Genomic DNA, 19,261 nt, shown 5'->3' with positions numbered 1-19,261 from the left:
AATGACAATTTTATCTAATGGTCATCAATGGAAATTTTCTGAAATTTTAAATAATAAAAATTATTCCTTTGATAAACAACAAATTTTAAACTCATTATCAGAAAAAGAAATAGATGATGCTTATTCTAGTATTTCAAAATGGAATGGTTATGCCCCTACTCCTTTAATTTCTTTAAATAAATTATCAAAAGAATTAAATTTAAAAAATATTTACTACAAAGATGAGAGTAAAAGATTTAATTTAAAATCTTTTAAAGCTTTAGGTGGCGCTTATGCTGTTGAAAAAATAACAAAAGGTAATAAAGATATTGTAGTCGCAACCGCAACTGCTGGTAATCATGGAAGATCTGTTGCTTGGGGTGCTAGAAGATTAGGTTTAAACTGTAAAATTTTTATTAGTGAGTTTGTAAGTGATGCAAGAGGTCAAGCTATGGCTGATCTTGGAGCAGATGTAATTAAAGTAAAAGGAAATTATGAAAAATCATTAATTGAATGCATCAAGCAATCTACGGAAAATAATTGGCAGATAGTACAAGATGTTGCTTGGAGAGATTATATACAGGTGCCTACGTATACGATGGCTGGATATACGGTCATGATGAAAGAAATTGCAGATCAAATTGATAATGAAAAAATTTCTCATATAATTTTACAAGCTGGTGTTGGTGGAATGGCTGGAGCAATGATCGCAGGGATTGCCAAATATTTAAATAATATTCCATCTACTATAGTAGTTGAACCTGATAGTGCAGCTTGTGTTTTAGAAAGTATAAAAACTGGAAAAATAGAAAAAATTGACATCAAAAGAGAGAGTTTGATGGGTGGCATGTCTTGTGGAGAAGTATCACTGGTCCCATGGAAGATTCTAAAGAACTCTGTTAAACATTGTATAAGTCTGCCGGATGACGATATTGCAAAAACTATGAAATTATTAGGAAACTCAAGCTTTAGTGATCAGCCTATTATTGCTGGTGAAAATTCGGCCCCAGGAGTAATAAGTTTAATTGCAAGTTGTGAGGATCAAAATTTAAAACAAAGTTTAAGATTAGATCAAAATTCAAATGTTTTAGTAATTGGTTGTGAAGGTGATACAGATAAAGCAATGTACCAAAAGTTAATCAATCAAAATTAATTACATGTCAGACATAGGCATTTTCTGGATAAGAGATGATTTTAGAATAGAAGATAATCCTGCATTATCTTTTGCAACTCAAAATCATGAGAGTGTAATTGGATTGTTTATCTATAATAACAAAAATTTTGATAATCAAACTGAAGCTCAAAAATGGTGGGTTTCAAAGTCATTAGAAGTTTATAAAAAAGACTTATCTAAATATAATATTGCTCTTCAAATAGTGAAAGGTGATGAGCTTGATACTTTTTCTAAGATTAAAAAAAAAGATAATCTTTCTATATATTGGAATAAAGTTTATGAGCCAGATGTAATTGCTAAAGGAAAAAAAATTAGAGATATTTTTTTAAAAAATGAAATCAATTTTAAATACTTTAAAGGAAATATTTTAAATGAATTTCAAGAAGTAACCAAAAATGATGGAACACCTTTTAAAGTATTTACTCCATTTTGGAGAACTGCTGAGCAAAAATATTTAGCTTCACCTCCTAGTAAAAAATATATTATTAAAGATAAGTCAAAAGAAAAAACTTTTTTTAAAAACTGTATTAAACCTAAAGATATTTTGCCTAAAAAAAATTGGTATAAAAAATTTGATAAATACTGGATAATATCTGAAACTAATTCAAAAAAAATTCTAAATGAGTTAATAGAAAATAAAATCAAAGATTATGGAACAACAAGAGACATTCCGTCTGTTGATGGAACTTCAAAACTTTCACCATATATAAAACATGGTCAAATTCATGTGGCAAGTATTTGGAAAAAATGTAGTGAAATCAAATCTAAAGGTATTGGATATAGAAAATATATTAATGAACTTGGTTGGAGAGAATTTTCACATAGTTTGATCAATTATTTTCCAGAATTTTTAAAAGGCAATTATAGAAAAGACTTTGATAAATTTCCATGGATTAAAAACGAAAAATATTTAAAAGCTTGGAAAACTGGAATGACAGGATATCCAATAGTGGATGCTGGTATGAGAGAATTATATGAGACTGGCTGGATGCATAATAGAGTTCGTATGGTAGTTGGATCTTTTCTTGTTAAACATTTAAGAATTAATTGGACTGAAGGAGAAAAACATTTCAGAAATTGTTTGTTGGATTTTAATAAAGCAAACAATGTTGCACAATGGCAGTGGGTTGCTGGTTGTGGGGCAGATGCCGCTCCTTATTTTAGAATTTTTAATCCAATCCTGCAGGGTGAAAAATTTGATAAAGAAGGGCTTTATGTAAAAAAATGGGTCCCCGAATTGGATAAAGTGCCAAATAAATTTATTCATAAGCCTTGGGAAATGGAATTAAAGTACCAACAAGCAATTAAAACAATAATTGGAAAAGATTATCCTCAGCCAATAGTCGTACATGAAAAAGCTAGAGCTTCGGCCTTAGAAGCTTTTCAAAGCTTAAAAAAAGTATGAAATTAACAAATTAATCTCCAATAAAATGATGAATAATTGTTCTATTTTGAGCATTTAACCTGTGTTCAAATAGATATAAACCCTGCCAAGTTCCAAGCAATAATTCACCTTCTTTAATACTAAGGGCAATTTGATTATTAGTTAAGGTAGATTTAATGTGTGCGGGCATATCATCTTTTCCTTCAGCTGTGTGAATATATAATTTGTTGTCCATAGGAACTAGTTTATCGAAATAATTTACTAGATCTGTTTGAACATCTGGATCAGCATTTTCTTGTACAATTAAAGATGCACTGGTGTGCTGAATACTTAAATTAAGCATCCCATTTTTAAAATTGTTTTGATTAATCCATTCAATTGTTAGGTTAGTAAATTCGTATAATTTTTGACCATCAGTATTTATTTTAAGATTATAAAATTCTTGTTTCATCAATTATTTTCCATGGATGTTAATTCGTATAGACGACTGATGGTACGTTTGAATGGTTTTTCTAATAATTTTGATGAGGCAAATTTATCCAGGCTTTGGTTTGCTGTAACTGAAATTGGAATATTTTTATCATAAATTATATCTAGTAAAGTAATGAAACGTTGTTGTTGATTTGAATTTATATCATTAAATTGTGGTATTTGATCTATTACAATAAATTTACAATTTTTAATAATTTCCAAATAATCTTCTGCACCTAAGTTTTGAGCACATAACTCATTAAAATTAAATCTAACAACCCCTTCATAAAAATTTTCTATTTTAAAATCTCTACCTTTAATATTAATTATTTTTAAAGAATGTTTTTTATTTTTTGTAATAGTTCTAAAAAATTTATTAATCTTAAAGTTGGTTTCCTGATTAAGTGGATAAAAATATCTTTGTTTTTGATTATTACTGGATTTTCTATAATCATCTTCAATTTTTAGCTCACATTCAATTGACTTCTGTTCCATAATTTTAATAAAAGGGTTAAATTGATCTCTTTGAAGTCCATCTTTATATAACTCATCGATTTTAGTATTTGAAGTTACAATAATTTTAATATTTTCTTTAAAAATTTGATCAAACAATTTTCCTAAAATCATAGCATCAACTATATTTGTTACCTGAAATTCATCAAAATAAATTAATGAAGCTTTTAATTTTAGATTTTTTACAAAATGATTGATTATATTTTCTTCTTCTTTTTCTTTTTTTTCATGTACAAAATTATGAAAATTTAACATAAACTCATTAAAGTGCAGTCTTAATTTTTTTTCTTTTAGATGCTCAAAGAAAAAATTTAAGATCATAGTTTTACCTACACCAACATCACCATAAAGATAAAAACATTTTTTTGATGATTTTTTTGAAAATAATTTTGAAAAATAAGATTGAAAATTCTTTTTATAATATTGTTCTAATTTCTTAACAATTTCTATTTGATTTGAATTAACTTCTAATTGTTGAATATCACAATGCGATATAAAAAAATTTTGTAATTGGTTTACCATTAATTTTTTTTGGTTTTAAAATCAATACCATATTCTGATCTTGGCCCTTTTCTTAATCCAAAGGGACCAGGAATAAATATTGTCATAGGCTTTGTGCCTTCTTTTAAGTCTACTCTATGATGGGCATTTGCTGAACGAAATCCTATATAACCTGGTTTTCTCCAAAATTTACCCTCTTTTGTAGTTTCCCAGTAACCACCTCTAAGAATGATAGTAATATATGGACATAAGTGATTATGCACACCTTCACCATGATCATCTGCGAGCATTTCATGGATTAAAATATTAAATGGAAACCATTTTGGACGATGTCTAAACAAAACATAATATCGATTCATCCAAGGTTTTGCTTGATCATATTTCGGGTGAGAAGGACCTCTATCAAATACAACTTTTTTTTTTCCTAATATTTCAAGGAGCTTTAGAAACATGTTAATCTAATTTAATAATAGAGTTATTACTTATAATATATAAATTTTTATTAAATATAGCTGGTCTTGAAATTTTCTTATTATCAATTTTCAAAATATTTCTTGTTACACCAGTTGCAATATCAATAACTGATAGACGCCCAATATTATTTGATAAATAAATGTTTTTATTACCAATAATAAATCCTGTTGGTTCAATATCAGGTCTTTTCTTTTTTTTAAATTGATTAAGTAAATAATTAGATCTTACAATATTCCCACTATTTTTTTTTACAATTACTAAATATCCCTCTAATGTAACAGTAAAAATTAAATCATTAATTATTACTGGTCTTAAATTAGAGTTTATTTCTTGTTTCCAGTTCAAATTACCAGTTTGAGCATCAAGTGAAAAAAATTCATTTTGATTGTTCGAAAAAAATAATGCATTTTTTTCTACTACAATATCAGATGTCTTTAAGAAAAAACCAGCATCAAATGCTAAACTGCTTTGTGTTGGTATTTGCCATATCAAATTACCATTGTTGATGTCTACTGAGCTAATATCGCCTAAAGAGTTATTAAAATAAATTTTTTCATTTTTGATGGCTAATGATAATTTTTTTTGTGACCTTATAAATGACTTTTGAGTTTTTATTGACCAAATCTCATCACCATTATTTATAGAGTAAGCTTTTAATGTATTATCATAATCTACCACATAAATATTATCTTTATAAATTTTTACTTGTGAATTGTATGGAGCGGTATTTTTTTTTTCCCAAAGCAATTCACCTGTATTAATATTTATAGCATATAATTTCGCTACATTGTCTGCAATTACTAAAATTCTATCGGTGTATCCAAAAAATAGAAATGGATTTTGTTTTTTTTCAGATTTTAAATAATAGTTTTTTTTCCATTTTAAATTAGAATTTTTATCAAAACTTAAAATAGATCCTTCGTTATCAAAAAAAATGACATTTTCTTGGTTAAATGTAATTTCTGATTCATATTCAAAAAAATTTTTAATTTTTTTGAATTTATATTTAGAAATATTTTCAAGTTTGCCATCAAAATCAATTTTTCCATGATTATTATCTAAACTATTTAAAACACTATTATTTACAGCTCTTGAGTCTAACTCAATTTTCAAAGCGGGATTAAATTCAAAATTAAGCGTTTCTTCTTTTTTAAAAATTTCTGTTAGATTTTCTTTTGTTTCTTCTTCAATTTTTTGTTTATTCCAAAATTCTGAGTTTTTATGAAATGAGCAATTGGTGATAAAGATAAAAATTAATAATATTGTAAAATTTTTACTCACTTAAATCTCTATTTATTCTTTTTTGTGATGCTGTTTTGATGTCGTTATTAACTTGAGGAAGGCTTAGTATCTGATTAAAAAATTCTTTTGCTTTTTGCTTTTCATCTTTTGAATAAAAATATTCAGCAATCAAATATAAAGCATGTGATTTCCATATGCTCTCTGAGTTAATTAAAGGATTTAAAATAATTAATAATTCATTCTCTGATACAAAGTTTGAATTAAATAGCCCCTTTTTATAAATATTTAGATTTTTTATTTCTTTATCAAGCTTCGTTTTGTTAATTACCTCATCAAATAACAGATTAATTTCTTCTTGGTTTTCAATTAAACTATTATCTATTAAAAAGTATAATGCCAGTGGTGAATAGGTAGTGTCATTCGCTTTCACTATTTCAGTTAAGTCTTCTATTATTTTTTGAGAATTTTCAGGTTTAAAATTTATTACAGCAAAATTATATTTATCAGCCAACTTGAGTTTGGCTTGTTTTTTATAGGTATCAATTGAATAAATGCTAATTACCAAAATAACTAAAATTAATACTGATGAGATTATTTTTTTTTTATTATTTGTTAAAAAGTTTTTAATCTTTTCATTTCTCGTGTTTGAGTCGATTATTGAAATTTCTTCATCCATATTAAATCATATTTCTTAAAACAAATTGAAGAATACCACCATGCTTATAATATTCTAATTCGTTCTTTGTATCAATTCTACAAAGAGTTTTAATTTTTTTTATATCTCCATTTGCATATTTTATCTCTATACTAATATGGTCAGAAGGATTCACTCCATCTTGTATTTCTAAAACAGTAATCAATTCAGAACCAATTAAATTTAAGTTGGTTCTATTGTTTCCCTCTGTAAACTGAAGCGGTAAAACACCCATTCCAATTAAATTTGATCTATGAATTCTTTCAAAACTTTCTGCAATAACTGCTTTTACACCTAATAGTTTTGTTCCTTTTGCCGCCCAGTCTCTTGAAGAACCTGTTCCATATTCCTTGCCACCTATAACAACTAAATCTACACCTCTTTTTTTATATTCTTCAACTGCATTGTAAATTGGCATAACTTTATCTTCTGGATATAATTTAGTAAAACCTCCTTCTGTTCCAGGAGCCATTTCATTTCTAATTCTAATATTTGCAAATGTTCCTCTCATCATAACCTCGTGATTTCCTCTTCTCGAACCATAAGAATTATAATCTTTCGGTTGTATTTGATGTTCCATAAAATATTCACCTGTTGGACTTTCTTTTTGAATATTTCCTGCTGGCGAAATATGGTCAGTCGTTACCATGTCACCTAAAATTAAAAGTAGTCTTGCATCCTTGATTGGTTTAAAGCCCTCTGGTGTATCAGATAAATTTTCAAAGAAAGGTGGTTTTTTTACATAAGTAGAAGTGTCATCCCAATTATATATACTTGTGTTTTCTGTTTTAATTTCTTGCCACTGTTTAGGTCCTTCTGAGACATTAGAATATCTTTTAATAAACATGTCAGCATTAAGTGCATCTCTTAATGTTTCTTCAATTTCTTTATTTGAAGGCCAAATATCTTTTAAAAAAATATCTTTTCCATCTTTATCTTTTCCTAAAGGGTCTTTGTATAAATCAAATTCCATATGACCTGCTAATGCATAAGCTACTACAAGAGGTGGAGAAGCTAGATAATTAGCTTTGATATGAGGAGATATTCTTCCCTCAAAATTTCTATTTCCTGATAATACAGATACAGCATATAAATTTTCTTTTTGAATAGCGTCTGTAATATTTTCAGGTAGAGGACCAGAATTTCCTATGCATGTTGTACACCCATAGCCCACTAAATTAAATCCAAGTTTATCTAAAAATATATTCAGGCCAGCTTTTTCTAAATAATCAGTTACAACTTGTGAACCTGGGGCTAAAGATGTTTTGACCCAAGGTTTAGTTGTTAAGCCTAATTCAACAGCTTTTTTAGCTAAAAGACCAGCACCAATTAAAACATTAGGATTTGATGTATTGGTGCAGGATGTTATGGCAGCAATTAATATTGATCCATCTTTAATTTCATAATCTGTATTTTCAACTTTTGAAACACTTTGTTTATTTCTTTGAGTGGCATCTTTAAAAACTTTTTTAAATTCAACAGAAGCATTTGTAAGCAAAACTTTATCTTGAGGTCTCTTGGGCCCTGAAATTGTGGGTACAACTGTAGACATATCTAAAGAAATAGTATCTGTAAATTCTATACCCTCACTTGCCCATAAACCTTGTTCTTTAGCATAAACTTCAACAATTTTTACGGTTGCTTCATCTCTTCCAGAAAATCTTAAATATTTTAATGTTTCATTATCAATGGGAAAAAATCCACAAGTTGCGCCATACTCTGGCGCCATGTTTGCAATTGTTGCTCTATCAGCAAGTGTTAAATTTTTTAAACCCTCACCATAAAATTCAACAAATTTTCCAACAACTCCTTTATCTCTTAACATCTTTACAACTGTTAATACTAAATCAGTAGCAGTGGTGCCCTCTGGCATTTTATTTTTAACTTCAAAGCCTATTACTTCAGGAATTAACATTGAAATTGGCTGACCTAACATTCCAGCTTCTGCTTCAATGCCTCCTACACCCCATCCAAGCACTGACAATCCATTAACCATTGTCGTGTGGCTATCTGTACCAACTAAGGTATCAGGAAATAGATAATCCTCTTCATTAAATTTTTCAGACCACACTACTTTAGATAGGTATTCTAAATTAACCTGGTGACAGATTCCTGTTCCAGGAGGAACAATCCTAAAATTATTAAACGCCTGCTGACCCCATTTTAGAAATGAATATCGTTCTCCATTTCTTTCAAATTCTATATCAACATTCTTTTCAAAAGAATCTGATTTAGCAGATTTGTCTACTTGTACAGAGTGATCAATAACTAAATCTACCGCTGACAAAGGATTAATAGAATTTGGATCTCTATTTTTTTCTTTTACAGCCTCTCTCATAGCAGCTAGATCTGCTACAGCTGGTATTCCCGTATAATCCTGTAACAAAACTCTAGCTGGTCTATAAGCTATTTCAGTTAATGATTTTTTTGTTTTTAACCATTCTTTAATTGCTTCTATTTGGCTTTTAGTAACTGATAGATCATCTTCGTATCTTAATAAATTTTCTAATAAGACTTTAAGGGATTTTGGAAGTTTTGAAATTCCATCTAAGCCATTTTTTTCTGCCTCTAATAAAGAATAATATTTGTATTCAGTGTCATTTATACTGATAGATTTTAATGAGTTATATGAGTTTTTGTTTCCTGGTTTCATTTAGTTTTAGATGTAGAACCCTATTATACAAACGATAAGTAGCAATGACATAGCATAATTAAATCGTTTAATAAAATTATTATTTGTAGCAAATTTCCTTAAAAACTTACCTAAAAATGTCCACGAAGTGATACTTAAAAATGCTGTTACACTACAAACTACAATTACCCAAATAGAGTGATTCAAATAGTTTTCCCCTTGTTCTACAAAATTTGAACTCAATGTAACTCCAGCCATTACTCCTTTTGGATTTATAAACTGAAAGATAAATTTATCTAAAAACTTTACTGGATTTTCTGTTCTTCCATCTGAAGATACTTTTGAAAATGAGATTTTATAAGCTAGATAAATTAAAAAAACTGTCCCAAGAACTCTGATGACTTCCTGAATGATTGGATAATTTTTGAAAGTTGATATTAAAACAAAATTAATCAATATAATTAAAGTTGTATAACCAAAACCAACTCCTAAGATTAATGGTAAAGTTTTTCTGATACCAAAATTAAAGCCTGAATATGCAGCAACAGCATTATTTGGTCCTGGTGTAAATCCCAATGATAAAGAAATTCCTATTAATAATAATAATTCTGGGTGCATAAAAAATTAAGCTATCGAAAGACCGTTTTCAGATTCTTGAGATGGATGAAGTAATATAACTTTTCCTTCTTTATCAATTGAACCTAAAATAAGAACTTGTGAAATAATTCCTGCAATATTTTTCTCAGGAAAATTACAAATACCCACAACTTGTTTTCCTTTTAAATTTTCCTCATTATAATAATGGGTAATTTGAGCTGAAGACTGTTTAATTCCAATTTCATTACCAAAATCTACTTCAATAACTAAGGAAGGTTTACGTGCTTTTTCATTTTTTTTTACAGAAATTACAGTTCCAACTCTAATATCTATTTTATCAAAGTCATTATAGGTGATTTGTTCTTTCATATATTTAATATATAATGGTTGATAAATATGAGTACAGAAAATAATTCAGAACTATTGTATAATAATTCAGTTCAAATTTTAACAGACTTAATAGCTTTTAAAACTATTTCAGGAGAAGATAATAGCTCATTAATTGATTATTGTGATGGTATCTTAAAAAAGTTAGGTGCTACTTCTTTTAAAACTTATGATGATGAAAAGAAAAGAGTAAACTTATTCGCTACGCTAAAAGCTAAAAATTCAAATAATAAAAAACCAATTATATTATCAGGCCATACTGATGTTGTTCCAGTTTCAAAAGGTTGGAGTTCTGATCCTTTTATAGCAACTATTAAAGGTGATAAATTATATGGTAGAGGTTCATGTGATATGAAAGGTTTTATTGCTTGTACTTTAGCTTATGCTCCTATTTACTCTAAATCAAATTTAGATAGAGATATTCATTTCTCGTTTACATTTGATGAAGAAACAGCATGCCAGGGTGCACCTATACTAATAGAAGAATTGAAAAAAAGAGATATTAAAGATGGTATTTGCATTATTGGTGAACCAACTAACATGAAAATTATTGATGCTCATAAGGGGTGTTATGAATACACAACTTACTTTAAAGGTTTAGCAGGACATAGCTCAGCACCTCATAAGGGTGTAAGTGCCGTTGAATATGCATCAAGATATGTAAATAAATTAATTGAACTTAGAGAGAAACTTAAAAGTAGAGCACCAAAAGACTCTATTTTTGACCCACCTCACTCCACTCTTTCTATTGGTGGTGTGTTTGGTGGTATTGCTCATAATGTAATAGCAGACAAATGTCATGTTAATTGGGAAACACGACCAGTTGTTAAAGAAGATGGTGTATTTTTAAACCAAGAAATCGACAAATATGCAAATGAGGTGTTATTACCCGAAATGAAAAAAATTTTTCCTAATGCTTCAATTGAAAAAGATATTATTGGTGAAATAGTTGGGTTTGATAGACTAGACAAGTCAGATGCTTGTGAATTAATTTCGAGTTTAACAGGTGATAATTCTAGACAAGTTGTTTCATTTGGAACTGAAGCAGGTTTATTTCAAGAAATTGGGATTAGTACTGTTGTTTGTGGTCCAGGATCAATTGATCAAGCTCATAAAATTGATGAGTTCATTGTTTTGGATGAGCTTAAAAAATGTTTAAACTTGCTTGATGGCATCAAAGCAGAGTCAGTTTCAAATTAATAAATTGTTAAACAATACAAAGTAAATTATAATTTTTTATGTCTAAAAAAGATCCAAGAGATATGATTGGGTATGGTTCCAAAGATCAAAAGATTAAGTGGCCTAATAACGCACGTATAGCTGTTCAAATAGTTTTAAATTATGAAGAAGGTGCTGAAAATTGTGTTTTAAATGGTGACAATAACTCAGAAATTTTCTTATCAGAAATCATTGGTGCTCAACCTATCAAAGGTAGACATATAAATATGGAGTCTCTTTATGAGTACGGTTCAAGAGCAGGATTTTGGAGATTGCATAAACTGTTTCAAGAAAAGAAAATTCCTATAACGGTTTTTGGAGTCGGTATGGCTTTAGAAAAAAATCCTGAAGTTTGTAATGCTATAATAAAAGCTGATTATGAGGTTGCATCTCACGGGTGGAGATGGATTGACTATCAAAATATTAAAAAAGCAGAAGAAAAAAAACATATGAAACTTGCCATTCAAGCTCATACAAAAATTTTTGGGGAAAGACCTAATGGTTGGTATACCGGTAGATGTAGCCCCAATACTAGAGACTTAGTTATGGAAGATGGTGGTTTTTTATATGACAGTGACTCTTATAGTGACGACTTACCATACTGGGAAACTAGAAATAAGAAAAAACAATTAATCATTCCTTATACTCTAGATAATAACGATATGCGATTTGCTACCAATCAAGGGTTTAATACAGGTGATCATTTTTTTTCTTATCTAAAAGATAGCTTTGATGTTTTATACGAGGAAGGAAAAACAAACCCTAAAATGATGTCAGTAGGATTACACTGTAGATTAATTGGAAAGCCTGGAAGAGTTCAATCTTTAAAGAAATTTCTAGATTATATTCTTAAACATGAAGATGTATGGATATGTAAAAGAATTGATATAGCCAAACATTGGATTAAAAACTATTCTTAATAATGTCAAAAAAAATTATTTTTACAAATGGTCTTATCGATTTAGCCCAACCTAGATTGGGAACTAAGGTTATATTTAAAACTGATGATTTTTTTGCTTCAGCAAATAGAATTATTAGTCCTTTACCAGCAATTTTTAAAGATGGATTGTTTGATAAAAATGGTAAATGGATGGATGGATGGGAATCTAGAAGAAAAAGAATTAAGGGGCATGATTATATAATTTTAAAATTAGGAAAACCTGGTTCTATTAAAAAAGTTGATGTTGATACATCTCATTTTAATGGAAATCAGCCAGCAATGATTTCTATTGAAGGAACAAGCTCAAGTTCAAATAAAATAAGTCAATTAAAGTGGGAACCATTACTTTCTAAGAAAAAAATTAAAGCCAATAGCCATCACTTCTTTACCACAAATAGTAAAAAAAAATTTACACATATAAAATTTAATATTTTTCCTGATGGTGGGGTTGCTCGATTGAGGTTATTTGGTTCAATTGCTAAATCTAATAAATTTAAAAATAAAAAAACAAATCTTGCATCACTATTAGATGGTGCCTCTGTTATTGCTTGTAACAATGAACACTTTGGTAAAGCTGAAAATATTTTAGCCCCTGGTAAAGCTAAAAATATGGGAGATGGATGGGAAACGAGGAGAAGACGTGGTCCAGGATTTGATTGGCTAATATTAAATTCTTTAGATGGAAAAGAAATTGATAAAATTGAAATTTCTACTCATCACTTTAAAGGAAACTTTCCAAGCTATTGCTCTTTACAAGCTGCTTATTTACCAACAATAAAAGGCTCTAAACAAATTGTAAATTCTTCAGTCAAATGGAAATATTTATTAAAAGATGCAAAATTATCCTCTAATAAATTACATATTTTTAAAAATAATCTAATGAAAAAAGATAAAATTAATTTTATAAAAATTAATATTTTTCCAGATGGTGGGATATCTCGATTTAGAATATATGGAAAGAATGTATGACCAACTTAGCAATCAAACCCAAACCTATTAATAAAGAAAATTTTAAAAAATTTGGAGATATGATCACAACAGATGATATTAAGCCTTTAGAAATAAATGATGGTTACGCAAAACGATATGATGGAATAGCTAACCTGGATGCAAAGAAAGATGGTGGAGAGTCTATAATTAGTATTTTTTCAGCTTTAAAAAGATCTTTTCCTATGAAGGTTGATATGATGGAAAAACATCCACTTGGTAGCCAAGCCTTTATCCCAATGAAAGAAACAATATTTTTAGCTTTTGTTGCTCCTGAAGGTGATAAGCCTGATTTAAATAAAGTGGAGGCTTTTATTATTCCAAACGGAATTGGAGTAAATTATAATGCTGGCATTTGGCATTTTCCTTTAATTGCAACTGAGGATATGAATTTTTTGGTTGTTGATAGAAAAGGTGAAGGTGACAATCTAGTTCTTCATGATTTAAATAAAGAAAATATCACTTTAGAATTTAAAATATAAAAAAAAGCCCACCAATGAATTGATGGGCTTTTAGTTATAAATTTAATTATCTTTTAGATATAGCTAGATGGACTATGGCACCTAATGATGCTCCAATTATCCATGCATATCCCCCGCCGCCGCCTAAGTTAGCGAAGAAATCATCTAAACCTAAAATTAAAATGTTTGGCCAAACAGTACCAACAGCAATGTAACCTGAAAGTATCCACGCTAACATTCCTTTGTAGTTAAAACCACCATTGTAGTGATACTTCCCACTAGGGCTAGCATCAAACAAAGCATCAACATCTAATTTTTCTTTTTTGATGATATAGTAGTCTACAATCATTATACCAAATACAGGTGCAAGAATTGCTCCTAGTGTATTAACAAATGGAAATAAACCCATTTGAGTAATAACAGCAACCCACATTCCACCTATAATAAATCCAAAACCAGCAGTAATTAATCCACCTGTTTTGAAATTTATCTTATCTGGCATTAAATTAGCCAAGTCATAAGCTGGAGGTATAAAGTTCGCAACCATATTGATACCAACTGTCGCTGCAAAAAATGCAAATGCAGCAATAATTGTTAATCCTAAGTTGTCTACTTTAGCTACCATCTCAGTTGGGCTTGCAACATATTCACCAAAAATTGCGATTGTTCCACCTGTGATCATTAAAGTAATAAAAGAGAATAAGATCACGTTACCTACTAATCCCCATAGATTTCCTTTTCTCATTTCTTCTTCATTTTTAACAAATCTAGCGAAATCACCGAAGTTAATAACTACTGCAGCAAAATATCCAACCATAATTGAAAATACAGCTATGAATGCTCCAAATGATCCTAAGCCTTCAAAACCACCAGTTCGTTCTCCCCCAGAAAATATAGTTCCTACTTCTGAAAAAAGTCCGCCACCAGCTTTAGCCCATATAACTAACATTAAAACAATCATCACAACGTAAACGGCTGGTCCAGCAAAGTTTAAGAATTTTTTGATAAGATCTACACCTTGCCAAAATAAATAAACTTGGAATCCAGACACAAATATAAATGACACCCACATTACACCTGTCATTCCTAAGAACATTTCTGTACCTGCGTTTCCAGTAATACCTGTAATTAAAAGTGCTACAGCTGTTGATGCTGCATAAGTTTGTGCTCCATACCAAAACATTGCAACAAGACCTCTGGCCATTGCTGGAAAGTTTGCTCCAAAGACACCCATACTAACACGAGCGAATACTGGATATGGAATTCCATGTTTTACACTTGGTTTACCTGATAAGTTTACTAGCCACATTATAAAAAATCCTGCTAGAATTAATGCAGCAAATACAGCCCAACCATTTAGTCCTGACGCTAAAAACAAAGATGCTGCCAAAGTATAACCAAATAAACTTTGAACATCATTAGCCCAGACATTAAAGATTTCGAACCATCCCCAATTTTTTTTATTGCTTGGAGTTGGAGCTAAATCTGAGTTGTAGAGTTTTGACGATCTACCCATATTATTTCTCCCTTTTATTTTTGTTACTCTTATTAACTATCAAGTTATGGTAACACTACCTGCGACATTATGGATTATTTATGTTCTGTAAAGTATAAAGCGATACAACTTCTAGGTTAGAAAATTAACTAATAAATATAGGGCTTATTGAATTGCAGAAAACCTATTATGAACAGCAACATAAATTGGATTAATCGTTCCAACCACTAACAACTTTAACCTCAAGATACTCTTCTAGGCCTAATTTACCAGCTTCACGACCAATGCCTGAATGTTTATAACCACCAAATGGAGCATCTGGTGCTAAACCAGCTCCATTAATATCAACCATTCCTGATCTTAATTTTCTAGCAACTCTATTCGCTTTTTCTTGATCTTGAGTTTGAATAAAATTTAATAAACCATAGGGTGTGTCATTTGCAATTGCAATTGCTTCTTCCTCTGTCTCAAAAGGAATTATACATAACACGGGTCCAAAGATTTCTGTTCTTGCAATTTGCATTTGATTATTAACATCTGCAAATGCTGTAGGTTTTACAAAATAACCTTTATTTAAACCCTCAGGTTTACCTAATCCACCAGCAACTACTTTGGCTCCTTCATCTATTCCAACTTGGATTAATGATTGGATTTTATCAAATTGGGTTTTTGAAACTACAGGTCCTATGTGATCCCCTTCTTTATTAGCAACATCAACTTTCATAGAATTAGCAAAATTCTTAACTCTTTCAACTGCTTCATCATACATTGATTTTTCTACCAACATTCTTGTTGGGGCATTACAAGATTGTCCTGTATTTCTAAAACATCTAAGCGCTCCTCTTTCAACCGCTTCAGCATCAGCATCTTTAAATATAATGTTAGCACCTTTTCCTCCAAGCTCTAAACTAACTCTTTTAAAATCTTTTGCTGCATTTTCAGAAATTAAAGCACCGGCTCTAGTAGATCCTGTAAATGAAATCATATTAACATCGGGATGACTTGTTAATGTATTGCCAGCAACTGCTCCATCCCCATTAACCAGATTAAATATACCCTTTGGTAATTTAATTTCATCAATCATTTCTGCTAAAATCATAGATGATAGTGGTGCTATTTCAGAAGGCTTAAGAACCATTGTGCAACCAGCAGCAATGGCTGGGATTACTTTTAGACAAACCTGATTCATTGGCCAATTCCATGGTGTGATTAATGCACAAACTCCTTTTGGCTCATGTAAAATATTATTATTAAGGGCATGCTCTCCTAATTTTGCTTCAAATGTATATTCTTTCAATACTTTAATATAAGATTTGATATGGCTTGCTCCAGTTCCAGCCTGTAATTGCGTTGAAAAATCAATAGGAGCTCCCATTTCAAGAGAAATAGCTTGCGCCATATCATTCCATCTTTTTTTATAAACATCATATAGTGCTTCTAAATATTTTATTCTTTCTTCCTTAGAAGAGAACGCCCAAGTTTGAAAAGCTTTTGTTGCAGCACTTACTGCTTCATTCACATCTTCAGCTCCCGCAAGAGATATTACTGCACATTCTTTTTCGGTTGAGGGATCAATTACTTTAAAATCATTTTGTTTTTTTGGAGCAACCCATTTTCCATTAATATAAAAATTTCGTTTATCTAGCATTTTAAAAAGTACCTTATCTTTTAGTTTTTGCAAATAAATTAGTTAGCTCATAAACAATTGTTGCAGCAGCTAATGATGTAACTTCTGCATGATCATATGCTGGTGAAACTTCAACTACATCTGCAGATATTAAATTTAAACCTGACAAACCTCTTATAACATTAACCATTTCTCTTGTAGTCATTCCTGCAATTTCAGGTGTTCCAGTTCCTGGAGCAAAAGCTGGATCTAAAACATCTATATCGATTGAAAGATACAGTGGATTATCTCCTACTCTTTGTCGTATTCTTTCTGCAATTTTATCTGTTCCTTGTGTTTGAAAATCATCACAATGAATAATCTTAAAACCAAACTCTTCATCATTTTTAATATCATTTCTGCTATAAAGAGGACCCCTGATCCCTACATGCATAGATGCATCATCAAGAAATAAATTTTCTTCACGAGCTCGTCTAAATGGTGTTCCGTGAGTGTAAGGTGCTCCAAAATATGTATCCCAAGTATCTAAATGAGCATCAAAATGAACTAGTGCAACTGGTCCGTTATTTTCTTTATTAATAGCTCTTAAAAGCGGAAGTGCAATTGTGTGATCTCCACCTAAACTTATTATACCACCAACTTTTTTTAAAAGCTCTGTCGCTCCTTCTTCTATTTGTTTAATGGCCTCATCAATATTAAATGGATTACAAGTTATATCTCCAGCATCTGCTACCTGCTGAACTTTGAATGGCTCAACATCATAACTTGGATGATAATTAGTTCTTAAATGTCGTGATGCCTGTCTAATGCTCATGGGTCCAAATCTAGCTCCAGGCCTATAACTTGTACCAGCATCAAAAGGTATTCCAACGATAGCTACATCACAATCTTTGACATCTCTTAATTCTGGCAGCCTTGCGAAGGTGGAAGGTCCAGCAAATCTTGGTACTTTAGTTCCACTAACTGGCTGAACAGGGTTTTTATTTTTTTCTTTTTTCATCTAAATAAAATGTACCACATTCTTTGAATTTGGAATATCTTCTATATTAATATTTATGAAGCTATTTAAAGTAATTTTATTAATAATTTTTTTTATTACACCATTAAAAGCAAATACTATCTATAATCTGATTAAGATACCTAACTTAGAACTTTATCAAATCGATAAAAAAAATCAGCTTAGATATTTATATGCTTCAAGCTCGTTTAGATTAGGAGTTAAAAAAAATATTGTTTGCATGAACTCTACCAAAGAAGATTATAACAAAAAATTTGATTTAATTAGTTATAACCTTAATAGATACTCAAAAAATTTTTTAAAAAAAATAAACTTAAGATATGTAGTCATGTGTGAAAATTTATCAATTTCTGGAATTAATACTGCTGGGATACCAGATAACATTATGAAGACTTTGATATTGGACATCAAATTTAATGAAAAGTATTTTAATAGAACAATTCATCATGAGGTTTTTCATATAATTAATGATAATTTTAAAGAAATTTTTAATGAAGATGAGTGGGTTAAATTTAATAATAAAAATTTTAAATATGCAGATTGTTCTACTTGCACTAAAAAACTTGGATTAAATACTTATACAAATACAAATGGTTTTTTTACTGAATATTCTCAATCTACACCCTCTGAAGACATGGCAGAAACATTTTCTCATATAATGACTTTAAGTCCAAAAAAATTAAAAGAAATTAATGATGCAGACAGTATTTTAAAAAATAAAGTTGAATTTATAAAATATAGGCTATTAAAAATTTATAAAGATTTTAAATTTTCAGAAGAATTTTAAACAAGTGTGGATTTAACAGTAAAATGATTAAAAAAATTAAAGCAACATTATTTGAAAAAATAATATTTGTATTTTTGATAATTTTGGCTTCAGTTACTCTAGGTTCTTATTATATTATAAAAAATAAATGTTTATTTGTTAAAAATCATAATCCTGAAAATATCAATTTTGAAAAACCAGAAAACATAGTAATTCTTAATGCACCGTGTGGAAATGTAATTATTGAGCTGTACCCAAATGTGTCTCCAAAAGGTGTTGAAAGATTTAAAACGTTAATAAAATCTGGCTTGTATGATGACGTAGCTTTTCATAGAGTAATAAAAGATAAATTAGTCCAAGCAGGTGACTTAGAGTTTGGTAAAAAAAGTTCAATTAATTATGGTAAAATTGGAACAGGCAAGTCTGGCTTAGGTACTATTAAATCTGAAGTAGATAATGATTTTAGCTTTACAAAAGGAAGTGTGGGTTTGGCAAGAACTTTTAAGAATGATACAGAAGACAGTCAATTTTTTATAATTCTGCAAAATGAACCATTGTTTGAGGGCGAATATACACCTTTAGGAAAAGTTCTTTATGGTTTAGAAATTTTAAAGAAAATTAAACATCAACGACATTCAGAATATATATTGAGACCTGATTTCATTAACTCATTTAGAATGCTAAATTGAGAAATAAACTAT

Annotated in this window: 19 protein-coding genes; 8 read left to right on the top strand and 11 right to left on the bottom strand. The window is 29.6% G+C overall.

Annotated features, from left to right (window positions below; translation table 11 throughout):
* Position 1 precedes the first annotated feature (1 nt).
* Both AC5SLO_RS01405 and AC5SLO_RS01400 read left to right on the top strand, forming a co-directional pair.
* Complete coding sequence (locus AC5SLO_RS01405) at positions 2 to 1,132, top strand: diaminopropionate ammonia-lyase (protein ID WP_494573426.1); 1,131 nt, start codon at positions 2 to 4, stop codon at positions 1,130 to 1,132.
* 4 nt (positions 1,133 to 1,136) lie between these two features.
* Entirely contained in the window at positions 1,137 to 2,558 is a 1,422-nt protein-coding gene (locus AC5SLO_RS01400) for a cryptochrome/photolyase family protein (RefSeq protein ID WP_494573425.1), read from the top strand.
* Between the two features lie 10 nt (positions 2,559 to 2,568).
* Here the strand turns inward: AC5SLO_RS01400 and AC5SLO_RS01395 are convergent, their stop codons facing one another.
* The 8 genes from AC5SLO_RS01395 to AC5SLO_RS01360 are packed head-to-tail and all read right to left on the bottom strand — an operon-like array spanning position 2,569 to position 10,030.
* On the bottom strand, positions 2,569 to 2,988 hold the full coding sequence (locus tag AC5SLO_RS01395) for a secondary thiamine-phosphate synthase enzyme YjbQ (RefSeq protein ID WP_494573424.1): 420 nt from the start codon (positions 2,986 to 2,988) through the stop codon (positions 2,569 to 2,571).
* On the bottom strand, positions 2,988 to 4,043 hold the full coding sequence (gene zapE / locus AC5SLO_RS01390; protein ID WP_494573423.1) for a cell division protein ZapE: 1,056 nt from the start codon (positions 4,041 to 4,043) through the stop codon (positions 2,988 to 2,990). The genes AC5SLO_RS01395 and zapE overlap by 1 nt, the downstream gene beginning before the upstream one ends.
* Entirely contained in the window at positions 4,043 to 4,474 is a 432-nt protein-coding gene (locus tag AC5SLO_RS01385; protein ID WP_494573422.1) for a hypothetical protein, read from the bottom strand. The genes zapE and AC5SLO_RS01385 overlap by 1 nt, the downstream gene beginning before the upstream one ends.
* A 1-nt stretch (position 4,475) precedes the next feature.
* Positions 4,476 to 5,777 (bottom strand): PQQ-binding-like beta-propeller repeat protein, encoded by a 1,302-nt coding sequence (locus AC5SLO_RS01380; protein WP_494573421.1) that lies wholly within the window; start codon positions 5,775 to 5,777, stop codon positions 4,476 to 4,478.
* On the bottom strand, positions 5,770 to 6,414 hold the full coding sequence (locus AC5SLO_RS01375; protein WP_494573420.1) for a hypothetical protein: 645 nt from the start codon (positions 6,412 to 6,414) through the stop codon (positions 5,770 to 5,772). The genes AC5SLO_RS01380 and AC5SLO_RS01375 overlap by 8 nt, the downstream gene beginning before the upstream one ends.
* A 1-nt stretch (position 6,415) precedes the next feature.
* On the bottom strand, positions 6,416 to 9,085 hold the full coding sequence (acnA, locus tag AC5SLO_RS01370) for an aconitate hydratase AcnA (RefSeq protein ID WP_494573419.1): 2,670 nt from the start codon (positions 9,083 to 9,085) through the stop codon (positions 6,416 to 6,418).
* 6 nt (positions 9,086 to 9,091) lie between these two features.
* A complete protein-coding gene (locus tag AC5SLO_RS01365; RefSeq protein ID WP_494573418.1) occupies positions 9,092 to 9,682 on the bottom strand; it encodes a LysE family translocator in 591 nt (196 codons plus the stop codon).
* A gap of 6 nt (positions 9,683 to 9,688) precedes the next feature.
* Complete coding sequence (locus tag AC5SLO_RS01360) at positions 9,689 to 10,030, bottom strand: tRNA-binding protein (protein ID WP_494573417.1); 342 nt, start codon at positions 10,028 to 10,030, stop codon at positions 9,689 to 9,691.
* Positions 10,031 to 10,057: 27 nt separating this feature from the next.
* On the opposite strand from AC5SLO_RS01360, the gene argE reads away from it, so the two are divergent.
* From argE to AC5SLO_RS01340, 4 genes are read left to right on the top strand one after another with little or no spacing between them, the layout of a single operon-like run.
* Positions 10,058 to 11,248: an acetylornithine deacetylase gene (gene argE / locus AC5SLO_RS01355; RefSeq protein WP_494573416.1), complete on the top strand. Its 1,191-nt coding sequence runs from the start codon at positions 10,058 to 10,060 to the stop codon at positions 11,246 to 11,248.
* A gap of 38 nt (positions 11,249 to 11,286) precedes the next feature.
* Positions 11,287 to 12,186: an allantoinase PuuE gene (gene puuE, locus AC5SLO_RS01350; RefSeq protein ID WP_494573415.1), complete on the top strand. Its 900-nt coding sequence runs from the start codon at positions 11,287 to 11,289 to the stop codon at positions 12,184 to 12,186.
* Positions 12,187 to 12,188: 2 nt separating this feature from the next.
* Entirely contained in the window at positions 12,189 to 13,175 is a 987-nt protein-coding gene (gene alc / locus AC5SLO_RS01345; RefSeq protein ID WP_494573414.1) for an allantoicase, read from the top strand.
* On the top strand, positions 13,172 to 13,675 hold the full coding sequence (locus AC5SLO_RS01340) for an ureidoglycolate lyase (protein WP_494573413.1): 504 nt from the start codon (positions 13,172 to 13,174) through the stop codon (positions 13,673 to 13,675). The genes alc and AC5SLO_RS01340 overlap by 4 nt, the downstream gene beginning before the upstream one ends.
* 46 nt (positions 13,676 to 13,721) lie before the next feature.
* On the opposite strand, the gene AC5SLO_RS01335 is transcribed toward AC5SLO_RS01340, so the two are convergent.
* From AC5SLO_RS01335 to speB, 3 genes are all read right to left on the bottom strand, one after another.
* Entirely contained in the window at positions 13,722 to 15,170 is a 1,449-nt protein-coding gene (locus tag AC5SLO_RS01335; protein WP_494573412.1) for an NCS1 family nucleobase:cation symporter-1, read from the bottom strand.
* Positions 15,171 to 15,360: 190 nt separating this feature from the next.
* Complete coding sequence (locus AC5SLO_RS01330; RefSeq protein WP_494573411.1) at positions 15,361 to 16,797, bottom strand: aldehyde dehydrogenase family protein; 1,437 nt, start codon at positions 16,795 to 16,797, stop codon at positions 15,361 to 15,363.
* Between the two features lie 13 nt (positions 16,798 to 16,810).
* Positions 16,811 to 17,776, bottom strand: coding sequence for an agmatinase (gene speB / locus AC5SLO_RS01325; protein WP_494573410.1), 966 nt, complete (start codon positions 17,774 to 17,776; stop codon positions 16,811 to 16,813).
* A gap of 55 nt (positions 17,777 to 17,831) precedes the next feature.
* Here speB and AC5SLO_RS01320 point away from each other — a divergent pair, with 55 nt between their 5' ends.
* On the top strand, positions 17,832 to 18,581 hold the full coding sequence (locus AC5SLO_RS01320) for a putative zinc-binding metallopeptidase (protein ID WP_494573409.1): 750 nt from the start codon (positions 17,832 to 17,834) through the stop codon (positions 18,579 to 18,581).
* A 23-nt stretch (positions 18,582 to 18,604) separates the two neighbouring features.
* Complete coding sequence (locus AC5SLO_RS01315) at positions 18,605 to 19,249, top strand: peptidylprolyl isomerase (protein WP_494573408.1); 645 nt, start codon at positions 18,605 to 18,607, stop codon at positions 19,247 to 19,249.
* Positions 19,250 to 19,261: the final 12 nt, after the last annotated feature.

The organism is Candidatus Pelagibacter sp. PS_44 (assembly GCF_059417735.1).
The sequence above is the reverse complement of the archived record's forward strand: the minus strand, read 5'-3'. Positions and strand labels throughout refer to the sequence as shown.

Coding starts and splice junctions, on each gene's coding strand:
- AC5SLO_RS01405 (WP_494573426.1), top strand. CDS start 2: ATGACAATTTTATCTAATGGTCATCAATGGAAATTTTCTGAAATTTTA.
- AC5SLO_RS01400 (WP_494573425.1), top strand. CDS start 1,137: ATGTCAGACATAGGCATTTTCTGGATAAGAGATGATTTTAGAATAGAA.
- AC5SLO_RS01395 (WP_494573424.1), bottom strand. CDS start 2,988: ATGAAACAAGAATTTTATAATCTTAAAATAAATACTGATGGTCAAAAA.
- zapE (WP_494573423.1), bottom strand. CDS start 4,043: ATGGTAAACCAATTACAAAATTTTTTTATATCGCATTGTGATATTCAA.
- AC5SLO_RS01385 (WP_494573422.1), bottom strand. CDS start 4,474: ATGTTTCTAAAGCTCCTTGAAATATTAGGAAAAAAAAAAGTTGTATTT.
- AC5SLO_RS01375 (WP_494573420.1), bottom strand. CDS start 6,414: ATGGATGAAGAAATTTCAATAATCGACTCAAACACGAGAAATGAAAAG.
- acnA (WP_494573419.1), bottom strand. CDS start 9,085: ATGAAACCAGGAAACAAAAACTCATATAACTCATTAAAATCTATCAGT.
- AC5SLO_RS01365 (WP_494573418.1), bottom strand. CDS start 9,682: ATGCACCCAGAATTATTATTATTAATAGGAATTTCTTTATCATTGGGA.
- AC5SLO_RS01360 (WP_494573417.1), bottom strand. CDS start 10,030: ATGAAAGAACAAATCACCTATAATGACTTTGATAAAATAGATATTAGA.
- argE (WP_494573416.1), top strand. CDS start 10,058: ATGAGTACAGAAAATAATTCAGAACTATTGTATAATAATTCAGTTCAA.
- puuE (WP_494573415.1), top strand. CDS start 11,287: ATGTCTAAAAAAGATCCAAGAGATATGATTGGGTATGGTTCCAAAGAT.
- alc (WP_494573414.1), top strand. CDS start 12,189: ATGTCAAAAAAAATTATTTTTACAAATGGTCTTATCGATTTAGCCCAA.
- AC5SLO_RS01340 (WP_494573413.1), top strand. CDS start 13,172: ATGACCAACTTAGCAATCAAACCCAAACCTATTAATAAAGAAAATTTT.
- AC5SLO_RS01335 (WP_494573412.1), bottom strand. CDS start 15,170: ATGGGTAGATCGTCAAAACTCTACAACTCAGATTTAGCTCCAACTCCA.
- AC5SLO_RS01330 (WP_494573411.1), bottom strand. CDS start 16,797: ATGCTAGATAAACGAAATTTTTATATTAATGGAAAATGGGTTGCTCCA.
- speB (WP_494573410.1), bottom strand. CDS start 17,776: ATGAAAAAAGAAAAAAATAAAAACCCTGTTCAGCCAGTTAGTGGAACT.
- AC5SLO_RS01320 (WP_494573409.1), top strand. CDS start 17,832: ATGAAGCTATTTAAAGTAATTTTATTAATAATTTTTTTTATTACACCA.
- AC5SLO_RS01315 (WP_494573408.1), top strand. CDS start 18,605: ATGATTAAAAAAATTAAAGCAACATTATTTGAAAAAATAATATTTGTA.